The following is a 12,444-nucleotide window of genomic DNA, read 5'->3' as shown; positions in this document are numbered from 1 at the left end:
GATCAATTCAAACTCACCGTAAAAAAACTCGACCGGTCTGGCCGTCCATGGCTCGCGCGGCGGAAAACAGCGTTTTCACATAGGCTGGGTCGAACAGAGCCCTTCCCTGGAAATCTACGGAAAACCCCCAAAAAAACGGCGGCGCGCTTACGCGCACCGCCGTCCCTCAAGCCCGAATTGGGCCAGACACTCAATCGCGATTAGCCTGCAACACGGTCAGCGCAGTCATATTGACGATCCGGCGCACCGACGAACTGGACGTGAGGATATTCACCGGCGCATTCACGCCAAGCAGGAACGGCCCCACCGCCACATTGTTACCCGCACCCGTCTTGAGCAGGTTATAGGCAATGTTCCCTGAATCGACGTTCGGGCACACGAGCAGGTTCGCCGCACCCTTCAAGCGCGATTGCGGCAGGATGCGCTCGCGCAGCGATTCGTCGAGCGCGCAGTCGCCGTGCATTTCGCCGTCGATTTCCAGATCCGGCGCCTGCTCGCTCACGAGCTTGAGCACCGAGCGCATCTTCGTTCCAGAAGCCGAGCTTCCCGAGCCGAAATTCGAGCGCGAAAGCAGCGCAACCTTCGGCGAGAGATTCAGCCACGCCATCTGCTTCGCAGCCGCGATCGTGAACTCGGCGATCTGCTCCGCGTCCGGATTGTCGTTGACGTGCGTATCGACGAGCGCCACCGTGCGCTTGTCGAGCAGCAGGATGTTCATCGCCGCATAGGTGTTCGCGCCGCGCGCCTTGCCGATCGCTTCGTCGATGAAGCGCAGGTGATCGTGATAGCCGCCCACCGTGCCGCACACCATGCCGTCAGCGTCGCCGAGGCGCACCATCATCGCGGCAATCAGCGTCAGACGGCGGCGCATTTCCACGCGCGCCATTTCCTTCGAAATGCCGTCGCGGCAACGCATTTCCCAATACGTCGTCCAGTACTGGTGGAAACGCTCGTCGTACTCGGGGTTCGTGACTTCGACGTCTTCGCCCAGACGCAGCCGCAGACCGAATTTCTCGATGCGCGCGAGCAGCACTTCGGGGCGGCCGATCAGGATCGGACGCGCGAGCTTTTCATCGACGATCACCTGCACCGCGCGCAGCACGCGCTCTTCTTCGCCCTCGGCGAACACGATCCGCGACTTGCCGCCCTCACGAACGAACTGCTTCGCCATCGAGTACACCGGCTTCATGAACGCGCCCGAGTGGTAGACGAACTGCTGCAGCTCGTTCGTGTAGGCCTCGAAGTCGTCGATGGCGCGCGTCGCCACGCCGTCCTCCATCGCAGCCTTCGCCACCGCCGGTGCGATGCGCAGAATCAGACGCGAATCGAAGGGCTTCGGAATCAGGTACGTCGGGCCGAAGCGCAGGTCGTATGCGCCATAAGCCGCGGCGACCGAATCGTTCGGCTCTTCCTGCGCGAGCTGCGCGATCGCGCGCACCGCCGCGATTTCCATGTTGCGCGTGATGGTCGTCGCGCCCACGTCCAGCGCGCCGCGGAAAATATACGGAAAGCAGAGGACGTTGTTCACCTGGTTCGGGAAGTCCGAACGTCCCGTCGCCATGACGACGTCATCGCGCGCTGCGAGCGCCACTTCCGGGAAGATCTCGGGCGTCGGGTTCGCGAGCGCGAGGATCAGGGGCTTCGCCGCCATCTTCTTCACCATCTCGGGCTTGAGCACACCGCCCGCCGAGAGGCCGAGGAACACGTCGGCGCCTTCGATCACGTCGGAGAGCGAGCGCGCCGACGTGTCCTGTGCGAAGCGTGCCTTGTCCGGATCCATCAGTTCTTTGCGGCCCTGGTAGACCACGCCTTCGATGTCGGTGACCCAGACGTTTTCGATGGGCAGACCCAGATCGAGCATCAGGTCGAGACACGCCAACGCCGCCGCGCCCGCGCCCGAGGTCACGACCTTCACTTCGCGGATGTCCTTCCCGACCACCGTCAGGCCGTTGAGGAACGCCGCCGACACCGTGATCGCCGTGCCGTGCTGGTCATCGTGGAAGACGGGAATCTTCATGCGATCGCGCAGCTTGCGCTCGACCGTGAAGCAGTCCGGCGCCTTGATGTCTTCGAGGTTGATGCCGCCGAAGGTCGCTTCGAGGCTCGCGATGATTTCCACGAGCTTGTCCGGGTCGGATTCGGTGATTTCGATGTCGAAGACGTCGATGCCCGCGAACTTCTTGAACAGCACGGCCTTGCCTTCCATCACCGGCTTGGACGCCAGCGCGCCGATGTTGCCGAGGCCCAGCACCGCCGTGCCGTTCGTGATGACGCCGACCAGGTTGCCGCGGCTCGTGTACTTGAACGCGTTTTGCGGGTCCGTGACGATCTCGCCGCAGGCCTCCGCGACGCCCGGCGTATAGGCGAGCGCGAGGTCACGCTGCGAGACGAGCGGCTTGCTCGCCGTCACCGAGATCTTTCCGGGGGTCGGATACTGGTGGTAATCGAGAGCGGCCTGGCGATCGATCTGGTTCATGGTTCTCACTCGTGTCGGGTGTTTCTGGCACCGGGAGCGTCCCGGCGGGGTCGAATGAGGCGATTCTAGGCAGCCGCCATAATCCCATAATTTTGATTTAGTATAGGGGCATAACTTTTTTGTGATGTCGCCTGCTGTCCGAACCCCAACCATCCTGAAATTCGATCTGTCCCCGTGACAACTTTGAGCACTGACGAAGTCACCCGGCGCCTGAGCACGCGCCTGAAGATGCGCCATCTGGTGCTATTGCTGCAGATTCGCGAGCACGGCTCGCTTACGCGAGTAGCCGGGCTCGTCGCTACGAGCCAGCCAGCCGTCACCAACGCGCTAGCGGAAATGGAGAGCATGTTCGGTGGCGCGCTCTTCGAGCGTTCGTCGCGCGGCATGACCCCTACCACGCTCGGCAACGTCGTACTCGCGCGCGCCGAGGCCATGCTGCACGACCTCGACCATCTCGCCCGCGATATCGAGGCGGTCGTCGCCGGCCACGCGACGCGGCTGCACATCGGCGTGATTCCGTTCATTTCCGGGCGCACGCTGGCCTCGGCGATCCAGCTCACGCAAGCGCGCCTGCCGCATCGGCTCACGATGACGATCCACGAAGGCACGAGCGACATGCTCATGCCGCTGTTACGCGATCACACGCTCGATATCGTGATCGGACGCGCGTCGGCGACGGTCGATCTCGAACAATTGCGCTTCGAGGTGCTGCATCAGCAAAAACCGCGGTTCATCGCGAGCCGGCGGCTGGCCGCGCGGCTCGCACGCGCACGCCTGTCGTGGGACAAGCTCGTTGAACTCGACTGGATTCTTGGCGCGCCGCACACACCCGTGCGCGAACAGATCGCCGATATCTTTCTGCAGGCGGGCGTAGCGCCGCCTGTGCCGATCGTCGAGAGTTATTCGTCGCGGCTGATCGGCGAAATGATTGTCGCGAACGAAAACGCAGTGTCGATCGTGCCCGCGGATATCGCCGAGGAACTCGTGCATTTCGCCGGTGTGGCGATCGTGCCTTATACACTCGACTGGACGTTGCCGCCTGTCGCCATGTTCACGCGCGCCGGCGTGACACGTGATGTGGATGCCGCGTTCGGGCAGTCATTGCGGGATCTGTATCTGCAAGCGGAGAGTGGTCAGACGGCGTGAATCGCCCTGGTGAAAGTAGTCCGATATACCGGACTCCCCGGGGCTAATCGCTCATTGCCTGCTGGCGTGAACACGCAGGCGCGAGTCACGACGCCGATGCCGATAAAAACGGCAATGGCGTCAAAGCTGGCCAGCGGCCTTATCAGTTGATCAATCAGCCGGACGCGATTGCCGGGCGCACGTTTCAAACCCGGCTTCGTCGATCCGGGCGTGCGCACGTATTCGCTCACGTTCGGCTGATCTGCGCTGCTAGTCGTGCGCCATCGCGCGCTCGACGGACATCTGCGTCGGCATCATGTTCACGTTGGCGTTGTGCATGACCCAGAGCGAAAGCCCGACGATCACGATGATGAGAAACGCCGTGCAAAGAAAGATGCCGGTGTTCGAACGCTGATCGCGCGCCGTGCCGATATGCAGGAACCACACGAGCTGCACGATCAGTTGCACCACACACAGCACGACGATGACGACAAGCCCGACATCGCGCGGCAGTATATCGGCCGTGACGGCACCGAAAGATGCGAGCGTCAGCAGCAGCGAAAGCGCAAGACCGACCACATAGCTACGCAGACTGCCGTGCGCAGCCCCGTGCCCGATCTTGTCGAGCGAATGAGAATGCGGCTTGCTCATAGAACCTCACGCAGATAAACAAACGTAAACACACAGATCCAGACGAGATCGAGGAAGTGCCAGAAGAGGCTCAGGCACGCAAGCCGCCGACGCACGAAGCCGGTCATGCCGAACTTCGAGACCTGATGGATCATGACCGCGATCCAGAGCAGACCAACTGTGACGTGCAGCCCGTGCGTTCCGACCAGCGTGAAGTACGCCGAAAGAAATGCGCTCGTACTGGGTCCCGCTCCATCGGCGATGAGCTTCGCGAATTCATTCACCTCCATCGCAATAAAAGCGGCGCCGAATAGGAACGTCACAGCGAGCCAGACCATCACGGTATTGCGCCGGTTGGCCTGCAACGAGAGCATCGCGAGGCCAAAAGTGAAGCTGCTCGCGAGCAGCAGCAACGTTTCGCCCAGCACGTACGGCAGATCGAATAGTTCGCGGCCGGTCGGGCCGCCCGCTGTCGCATTGGCGAGTACGCCGAAAGTCGCGAACAGCGTGGCGAAGATGAGGCAGTCGCTCATCAGGTAGATCCAGAACCCCAGCGTGGTTTTGGTTCCGCCATCATCGTGAGCGTGATCCTGCGCGTGGTGGTGAGTAGTAGCAGCGTGAGCCATGGTTTAAGCCATCTCCTCGATTTGCTCGCGTTGTTCAACGCGCTTGATGCCGAGCTGCGCAAAGCGTGCGTTTTCGATCCGCGCGACCTCGGACGCCGGGACGTAGTAGTCGACATCGGTGTCATAGCTCCGTGCGATGAACGTCACGATCATGCCGACGAGACCGACTGCAGCGAACAGCCACATGTGCCAGACCAGCGCAAACGAGAACAGCAGGCTGAACGCCGAGATCACGAACCCTGCGCCCGTATTGCGCGGCATGTGAATGTCCTCGTACGACCTGGGCTGAACATAGGCGCGGCCCGATTCCTTGTTCGTCCAGTGCTGCTCCATCGACGTGATGACGGGCAAGTGCGCGAAGTTGTAGAACGGCGCGGGCGATGCCGTCGACCATTCGAGGCTGCGCGCGTCCCACGGGTCGCCGGTCAGGTCGCGGCGTGCATCGCGCGCGCGGACGCTGACCACGATCTGCACGACGAACGAGAGAATGCCCAGACCCACGAACACCGCGCCGATCAGCGCGACCACGAGCCACGGATGCCAGCTCGCCACGTCGTAATGGTTCATGCGGCGCGTCATACCGTCGAAACCGAGGATGTAGAGCGGCGTGAAAGCGAGCCAGTAGCCGATCAACCAGCACCAGAACGAGACCTTGCCCCAGAACTCGTCGAGCGTGAAGCCGAATACCTTCGGGAACCAGAAGGTGATGCCCGCGAGACAGCCGAACACCACGCCGCCGATGATCACGTTGTGGAAGTGCGCGACGAGAAAGAGACTGTTGTGCAGCACGAAGTCCGCGCCGGGCACCGCGAGCAGCACGCCGGTCATGCCGCCCACCGCGAACGTGACCATGAAGCCGATGGTCCAGAGCGTGGGCGTGGTATAGCGGATGCGTCCGCGATACATCGTGAAGAGCCAGTTGAAGAGCTTCACGCCGGTCGGGATCGAAATGATCGATGTCATGATCCCGAAGAACGCATTGACGTTCGCGCCCGAGCCCATGGTGAAGAAGTGATGCAGCCACACGAAGAACGAGAGAATGCCAATCGACGAAGTCGCGTAGACCATCGACTTGTAGCCAAAAAGTGGCTTGCCCGAGAACGTCGCGATGATCTCCGAGTACGCGCCGAACGCAGGCAGAATCAGGATGTACACCTCGGGGTGACCCCATACCCAGATGAGGTTGATGTACATCATCGCGTTACCGCCCAGCTCGTTCGTGAAGAAGTGCATGTCGAGATAGCGGTCCATCGTGAGCAGCGCGAGCGTGCCCGTGAGGACGGGGAACACGGCGACGATCAGGATGTTCGTGATGAGCGCGGTCCAGACGAACACCGGCATCTTCATGAGATTCATGCCTGGCGCGCGCATGCGCAGGATCGTCACGATGAAGTTGATGCCGGAGAGCGTCGTGCCAAGACCCGACACCTGTAGCGCCCATATGTAGTAGTCCACACCGACTGTCGGGCTATAGCCGAGTTCGGAAAGCGGCGGATACGCAACCCAGCCCACCGCAGCGAAATCGCCGACGAACATCGACGCCATCACGAGCACCGCGCCCACGACGGAGAGCCAGAAGCTCAGCGAGTTGACGAACGGATACGCAACGTCGCGCGCGCCGATTTGCAGCGGCACGACCACGTTCATGAGGCCGAGAATCAGCGGCGTCGCGACGAAGAAGATCATGATGACGCCGTGCGCCGTGAAGATCTGGTCGTAGTGATGCGGCGGAAGATAGCCGGCCGCGTCGCCGTACGCGATGGCCTGCTGGGCGCGCATCATGATGGCGTCTGCGAAACCGCGCAGCAGCATCACGATGGCGAGCATGATGTACATGACACCGATGCGCTTGTGATCGACCGACGTGATCCACTCGCGCCACAGATACGTCCACTTGCCAGCAAGCGTAATGGCGGCGAGCAGCACGAGACCGCCGAGCGCCACCACCGCGCCGGTGCCCATGATGATCGGCTCGTGCCATGGAATGGCATCGAGGGTAAGTTTTCCAAACATGACTACTCCGCAGCCAGAGTGGCGGACGCTTGCCCGCCGGTAGATTCGAGAGAGAGTGCGGGCGCACGGGTCCCGCACATCGGATCGCGGGCGGTGCCGCGCATGTAGCGTTGAACGACGTCGTCGAAGAGATGGGGCGCCACGTCCGAATACAGCGTGACGGGCACTTTCGGGCCTGGCTGCGAGAGCGCCGTATACGTTGCGGTATCGAGCGTGCGCTGCGCGGCCTTCGCACGCGCGATCCACGCGTCGAAGTCGCTGCGGCTCGTGGCAAGTGCGTCGAAATGCATGTCCGCGAAACCCGGGCCGCTGAACGCCGCCGAACGACCTTCATACGTGCCGGGCGCATTCGCGATCAGATGCAGTTGCGTCTGCATGGCGGGCATCGCGTAGACCTGACTGCCCAGTTGCGGGATGAAGAACGAGTTCATCAGCGATTCGGCGGTCAGCCGGAACTCGACCGGCGTATCGACGGGAATCGCAAGCTCGTTCACGGAAGCGACACCGTAGTCGCGATAAATGAAGAGCCACTTCCAGTTCAGCGCGACCACGTCCACGCGCAGCGGTTTCTGCTGCGACTCGATCGGCTTGTACGGATCGAGCGTGTGGGTTGTCTTCCAGATCAGCACACCGAGCGTGATGATGATTACGCAGGGTATCGACCACACCACCACTTCGATCGCGGTGGAATGCGCCCACTTCGGCGCGTAGGTCGCGCGCGTGTTCGACGCGCGGTAGCGCCACGCGAAGAAGAGCGTCAGCACGATCACGGGGATCACAACGAGCAGCATCAAGCCGAGCGCGACGAGGATGAGGTGCTTCTCCTGAGCGCCGATGTCACCCTTGGGGTCGAGCAACGCGGAACTGCAGCCACCGAGCAGCATCAGCCCGCCGGTGGCGATGGTGCGGGCGACACGGCGCACGCTACGGCGTGGTTGCGGTGAATCGGGTGGAATGGAGGAAGGTGGCCGCTTTAGCGAGGCGACCAGATTTTGAGATATAGGATGGCACATGTCGGGTTCCTGATGGGACAAGCGCATGAATCCATCCATACGACGAGGCACACGGAAACCTTCCCGAACCACCCCAACCCGCCGCCCAGCCTGCATCGCGGCGCGGTACATACAATTTATTTATGTATGGATTGATGCACTTGGAGTGGCATGCTATTGTAAGACATCATCCATACAAGTGCGACAAAATGACACCGCAACGCACATCCAGCCCCGATACCCAGATGGCCGCCTGGCAGTCGGCACTGAGCACAGAGTCCGGCCCGCGCTACCTCCAGATCGCCGAGTTCATCGAGCGCAGCATCGCCACCGGCAGCCTGCGCCCAGGCGACCGGCTGCCGGCACAACGTCAGCTCGCGGCGTGGCTGGGCGTCGATCTGACCACCATCACGCGTGGCCTGAACGAAGCGCGCCGGCGACGGCTGGTCGATGCGCGCGGCGCGCTCGGCACGTTCATCGCTGCGCCAGAGGCCGAACTGCGCCAGCGCGTGGACCTCAGCATGAACATTCCGCCGCCGCCCGCCGGTATCGACATGGAAGCGCTGCTGCGCGAAGGCATGGCGCAAGTGCTCATGCGCAGCAACGTGGATCTGCTGATGACGTATCACGTGGGCGGCGGCAGCCCGGCCGATTGCGAAGCGGGCGCGGAGTGGCTGAACCCGATGCTGGGCCGCGTCGCGCATTCGCGCGTGGCCATGTGCCCCGGCGGGCAGGCAGCGCTCGCCGCGATGATCCTCGCATTCACCGAACCCGGCGACGCGATCCTGAGCGAGCCGCTCACTTATCCGGGCCTGCTGCACGCCGCGCCGCAACTGGGCCGGCGCGTCGAGGCCGTCGCGACCGACGCGGACGGCATGTGTCCCGACGCACTCGACGAGGCGTGCCTCGCGCATCGAGCCCGGTTCATCTATCTGAACCCGACGCTGAATAACCCGACGACCGTCACGATGCCCGAAGCCCGGCGGCGCGCGATCATTGCGGTCGCGGCGCGCCACGGCGCTCGCATCGTGGAAGACGATCCGTACTGGCTCTTTGCGCGTCACGCACCGCCGCCAATCGCGCGGCTCGCGCCCACCGCGACCTGTTACATCGGCACGCTGTCGAAATGCCTCTCGCCAGGTCTTCGGACCGCGTTCGTCGCATTGCCCGACGAGGCGGCGCGCGCGCGTTTCATCACTGCATTGCGCTCGTTTTCGCTGATGACCGCGCCGATCGCGAACGCGCTCATCACCCAGTGGATCGGCGACGGAAACGCGGTGCGCCTCTTCGAAGAGGTGCGGACCGAAGCGAGAGAACGCCAGCGCATTGCGGCGCAGACGCTCGGTGTGTCGGCAGGCGACGGCATCCATCTCTGGTACGAGCTGCCGCGCTACTGGGCGCCGGGAGAACTGGCCGCGGTCGCCAGCGCCGAAGGCCTGGCGGTCGCGCCATCCACGGCATTCAAGGTCGGCGAACACAGCGCCGCCGCCATCCGGATTTCACTCGGCACGACCACGAATCGCGGTCAACTACAGGCGGCGTTGCGCAAACTCTCCGCCCTGCTTGCCGACGACCAGTCTGCGCGGCATGAGGTCCTCATCTGATCGACTCGCGCCATTTTAATCTGGAGTTCTGAATGTTTGTCGTCCACCTCACCTACCTGGTGTCACTCGACAAAGTCGACGAGGCCCTCGAAGCCCACCGGCGTTTTCTCGACGAGCACTTCGCCGCCGGGATTTTCGTGGCCGCAGGACCGAAAGTACCGCGCGATGGCGGCGTGATCGTCGCGTCGAATGTCGAGCGCACGCAGCTCGACGCGATCCTCGCAAGGGACCCGTTTGCCGTCCAGGGAATCGCGTCCTATGCGGTCACCGAGTTCAAAGTCACGCGCATCGGACCGGGTATCAATCTGCATCCGCGCCTCGCGTGAGCACGCCGTGCGCGAGCGTCAGAACACGCCGAGCGCAAGACCAGCAGCGAGACCGGCGCCGAGTTCGGCGCAGTGCGCAAGATCGTCGGCGCCAATGGTCTTGTGCGCGAGGATCCGTTCCGGCGTTTGTGCGTGCGTGCAGATGATGAGTCCCTGCGCCACGCTTTTGAGCCGCCAGCCCGTAGCGATGCGATCGATCTGTCGCAACGCGTTTTGCCCGTCACTGCCGGCGCAGATCATCGCCACGTATGGGCGCCCGTTTACGCGATCAAGCGCCGCGTAGTAGGTGCGATCGAAAAAGTCCTTCATGATCCCGGACATCGCCGCGAGATTTTCGGGCGTCGCGAACAGATAGCCGTCTGCTGCGAGTACGTCGTCGGGGCCCGTTGCGTCCGCGCGCTGCAACCGGACGTCGACGCCCGGCTGCTCACGCGCAGCCTGCGCGGCCGCCTCGGCCATCTGCTGCGTTCCGCCGGTCATCGTGTGATAGACGATAAGCAGCGTTTTCATGTATCAGTCTCTGATTTCGCCAAATACCGCAAGGATTTCGGCTGTGCGCTAAAACGGCTGTCTGATGCGGATTCTAGCGGCTGTCTAATATATTGCCCAACGACAGGGCGTTACACCGACTTCACGACCAGTACGGCAAGCCGCAGATTCGCCAATGGCACCTCGCGTGGCTTCAGCCTTATTTCAAGAGCGGCAGCGTATCCATCGGGGTGTCAAACCATGCTGGAGGTAGACTGCAGCGCGCGCCCCAAAGGGGCACGCTCAGTGCGAGAAGTCCGGATTAATTTTTGAGAACCTGGAGCGAACGCGTACAGTTCTTGCGCGAGAGTGTCTGGCGCGCCCCGGAAATCGCTCTCACTTTTCTATACTCGCGAGCGCTTCGCTAGTCGCTTCCAAGTCGACTGGTTTGTGCACGTGATGCTTCCCTTCAGCGAGCCGCCTTAGACCAATCCGAGGCCGGATCAATGGAATGCCATGCGACCGGAAAGAGGCTCGATAGTGGACATCCTCTGCGTCACATCCGTCTGAAGATAGCCATAATACAAGACCATTTTCACCTTCTGGAGACGCATTCCGAAGCCATCCACCGTGGTGACCTGTGGTAATTACGCGTTCAGCGACGACACGTGTCGGTCCTTTATCGAGCAGCGTAACTGCAAAAGACTCATTAAACGATTTACCACAGGACGTGATAAGGATAAAGAAAAACCGCGCTTCGAACTGGTACCGAATTAAATTTCCGACTACGGCAAGACCAGTATCGCTATTGTCGATGAATAAGCGGGAACGCTGTCGACCCGATACTACGCCCGAGTGATTCGGCCCCAGGTGGAAGCGCTCGATTGATCGCATCGTAGTGAAGAATATTTATGTTTATGTAGTTGATGTCCGTGATCGCGGCGCAGCCGAAAGTCGTAACGTACCGACCTGCACAAGGACAGATCTGGCTCAGGAACTCTTCGTCGACGCACTCACAGCCCGGAGAGCGTGGAACCTGGACAACACTCGACGGACCGATAGCAGCCGTTTCCACAGAAGCTCTTTCAGTGCGGACGAAGGTACGACATCAGGCGGCAAGGCCACGATTCCAGGCCCCCAACCGGGGCGCCAGGCGCGTGCCAGGCCTCGCCGCATGAAAAGGCTGAGAGTCGGAACGCCGATTGAAGACGCAATATGGCCGAGTCCGGAGTCGTTTCCGATAAACCAACCGGATTCCGCGATTGCAGTCGCTACATCGCTCAGGCTCGCGTGCGCCTTGATGTCGTGACCGGAGGCCGCGTAATCGCTCCACGCGGACAACTCACCTGGAGCGACGAGAAAGCATGGCTGAAGGTTGGAAGCAGAAAGCGATCGCGCCAGCGAAATAAATTTTCGCTGACTCCACATCTTTTCCGGATGGCTTCCCGTCGGGTGAATTGCAACCCGGTCCGGATAGCGACCGACGCTGACACGCGACGGTACCGTAATCCCGTTTGATCGCGTGACGTCCCGAAGCTGGAGGAAGTTGCTTGCAACGTCCACGACACGATCGATCATGTGCTTGGAGCCACGATACTCGGGTAACTCGGATATGCAGATCGTCCGGCCTGACCGGCTCAGCGCGCTCCCCTCACCGGTCGCCCTGAATTCAATCACCGTGTCAAACGACTTTCGATATGAATCCAGTCGCCCAATCGTGACCTGCGGAAACCACTCCGACAACTGTTCCGCCACCCAACCGAAAACAATGGGATTGTGCCCGTTACGAATCAGATTGTTGACGAGAACCATGCCAATCAGGCTGTCGCCAATAGGAGGAGCCAAAACCACCGCGATGGAATTCGTCTGCAATTTCATTATCTTTACGGTATTGGTTTTGCGCTTGAGTAGTGGTGTCGACTGTCACGGCGGGACTTTCCCCCCATTTTCAATATTTTATGACAACTTGTAACATGCAGCAACGCCCGTAAGGGTTGGTCAGCGACAGGAAAGTGACCCCAAATCAATCTGTTAGCGGCGAAAGCCCATGCCAGGAGGATCGCTGGAGCCTATGCACGAGCCGCATCGGCAGTGTGGGCCGCGGTTGCCAGGTGAGTCTCGGTCCAGCGTGCGCCAGGTCGTGAAGCACATCCCGATACGCTATGTCGCATGGGTCGTTCTCGC

11 protein-coding genes are annotated in these 12,444 nt (G+C 61.6%); 3 read left to right on the top strand and 8 right to left on the bottom strand.

Translation table 11 applies throughout. From position 1 onward, the window contains the following. Nucleotides 1-190 precede the first annotated feature (190 nt). Nucleotides 191-2,476, bottom strand: coding sequence for an NADP-dependent malic enzyme (locus tag D1Y85_RS14575; protein ID WP_124151756.1), 2,286 nt, complete (start codon nucleotides 2,474-2,476; stop codon nucleotides 191-193). A gap of 228 nt (nucleotides 2,477-2,704) precedes the next feature. On the opposite strand from D1Y85_RS14575, the gene D1Y85_RS14570 reads away from it, so the two are divergent. Next, a complete protein-coding gene (locus tag D1Y85_RS14570; protein ID WP_124151777.1) occupies nucleotides 2,705-3,622 on the top strand; it encodes a LysR family transcriptional regulator in 918 nt (305 codons plus the stop codon). Here D1Y85_RS14570 and D1Y85_RS14565 read toward each other — a convergent pair. From D1Y85_RS14565 to cyoA, 5 genes are read right to left on the bottom strand one after another with little or no spacing between them, the layout of a single operon-like run. Further along, the gene (locus tag D1Y85_RS14565; RefSeq protein WP_124151755.1) at nucleotides 3,610-3,852 is read right to left on the bottom strand and encodes a hypothetical protein; all 243 of its coding nucleotides are present in this window, start codon (nucleotides 3,850-3,852) and stop codon (nucleotides 3,610-3,612) included. The genes D1Y85_RS14570 and D1Y85_RS14565 overlap by 13 nt on opposite strands. 19 nt (nucleotides 3,853-3,871) lie before the next feature. Beyond that, the gene (gene cyoD / locus D1Y85_RS14560) at nucleotides 3,872-4,252 is read right to left on the bottom strand and encodes a cytochrome o ubiquinol oxidase subunit IV (RefSeq protein ID WP_124151754.1); all 381 of its coding nucleotides are present in this window, start codon (nucleotides 4,250-4,252) and stop codon (nucleotides 3,872-3,874) included. Next, entirely contained in the window at nucleotides 4,249-4,857 is a 609-nt protein-coding gene (gene cyoC / locus D1Y85_RS14555) for a cytochrome o ubiquinol oxidase subunit III (RefSeq protein ID WP_124151753.1), read from the bottom strand. Before cyoC ends, cyoD begins: the two co-directional genes overlap by 4 nt. Nucleotides 4,858-4,860: 3 nt before the next feature. Continuing rightward, complete coding sequence (gene cyoB, locus D1Y85_RS14550) at nucleotides 4,861-6,870, bottom strand: cytochrome o ubiquinol oxidase subunit I (RefSeq protein ID WP_124151752.1); 2,010 nt, start codon at nucleotides 6,868-6,870, stop codon at nucleotides 4,861-4,863. 2 nt (nucleotides 6,871-6,872) lie between these two features. Further along, nucleotides 6,873-7,754, bottom strand: a complete 882-nt coding sequence (gene cyoA, locus D1Y85_RS14545) for a ubiquinol oxidase subunit II (RefSeq protein WP_124151776.1) — start codon at nucleotides 7,752-7,754, stop codon at nucleotides 6,873-6,875. A gap of 317 nt (nucleotides 7,755-8,071) precedes the next feature. On the opposite strand from cyoA, the gene D1Y85_RS14540 reads away from it, so the two are divergent. Together D1Y85_RS14540 and D1Y85_RS14535 are read left to right on the top strand one after the other, a co-directional pair. Beyond that, a complete protein-coding gene (locus tag D1Y85_RS14540) occupies nucleotides 8,072-9,466 on the top strand; it encodes an aminotransferase-like domain-containing protein (RefSeq protein ID WP_124151751.1) in 1,395 nt (464 codons plus the stop codon). Between the two features lie 32 nt (nucleotides 9,467-9,498). After that, on the top strand, nucleotides 9,499-9,792 hold the full coding sequence (locus tag D1Y85_RS14535; protein WP_124151750.1) for a YciI family protein: 294 nt from the start codon (nucleotides 9,499-9,501) through the stop codon (nucleotides 9,790-9,792). Between the two features lie 18 nt (nucleotides 9,793-9,810). On the opposite strand, the gene D1Y85_RS14530 is transcribed toward D1Y85_RS14535, so the two are convergent. Next, nucleotides 9,811-10,302 (bottom strand): flavodoxin family protein, encoded by a 492-nt coding sequence (locus D1Y85_RS14530; RefSeq protein ID WP_124151749.1) that lies wholly within the window; start codon nucleotides 10,300-10,302, stop codon nucleotides 9,811-9,813. 948 nt (nucleotides 10,303-11,250) lie between these two features. Further along, the gene (locus tag D1Y85_RS14525; protein ID WP_124151748.1) at nucleotides 11,251-12,138 is read right to left on the bottom strand and encodes a glycosyltransferase family 9 protein; all 888 of its coding nucleotides are present in this window, start codon (nucleotides 12,136-12,138) and stop codon (nucleotides 11,251-11,253) included. Nucleotides 12,139-12,444: the final 306 nt, after the last annotated feature.

It is taken from the genome of Paraburkholderia dinghuensis (assembly GCF_003837865.1).
GTDB lineage: Bacteria > Pseudomonadota > Gammaproteobacteria > Burkholderiales > Burkholderiaceae > Paraburkholderia > Paraburkholderia dinghuensis.
Note: the sequence above shows the minus strand (reverse complement) of the source record. Positions and strands in the feature narration are given on the sequence as shown.

Bases quoted from the DNA above. Each gene is read 5' to 3' on its own strand.
- cyoB (WP_124151752.1), bottom strand. From the start codon at position 6,870: ATGTTTGGAAAACTTACCCTCGATGCCATTCCATGGCACGAGCCGATC.
- D1Y85_RS14575 (WP_124151756.1), bottom strand. From the start codon at position 2,476: ATGAACCAGATCGATCGCCAGGCCGCTCTCGATTACCACCAGTATCCG.
- D1Y85_RS14525 (WP_124151748.1), bottom strand. From the start codon at position 12,138: ATGAAATTGCAGACGAATTCCATCGCGGTGGTTTTGGCTCCTCCTATT.
- D1Y85_RS14535 (WP_124151750.1), top strand. From the start codon at position 9,499: ATGTTTGTCGTCCACCTCACCTACCTGGTGTCACTCGACAAAGTCGAC.
- cyoA (WP_124151776.1), bottom strand. From the start codon at position 7,754: ATGCTGCTCGGTGGCTGCAGTTCCGCGTTGCTCGACCCCAAGGGTGAC.
- D1Y85_RS14570 (WP_124151777.1), top strand. From the start codon at position 2,705: ATGCGCCATCTGGTGCTATTGCTGCAGATTCGCGAGCACGGCTCGCTT.
- cyoC (WP_124151753.1), bottom strand. From the start codon at position 4,857: ATGGCTCACGCTGCTACTACTCACCACCACGCGCAGGATCACGCTCAC.
- cyoD (WP_124151754.1), bottom strand. From the start codon at position 4,252: ATGAGCAAGCCGCATTCTCATTCGCTCGACAAGATCGGGCACGGGGCT.
- D1Y85_RS14530 (WP_124151749.1), bottom strand. From the start codon at position 10,302: ATGAAAACGCTGCTTATCGTCTATCACACGATGACCGGCGGAACGCAG.
- D1Y85_RS14540 (WP_124151751.1), top strand. From the start codon at position 8,072: ATGACACCGCAACGCACATCCAGCCCCGATACCCAGATGGCCGCCTGG.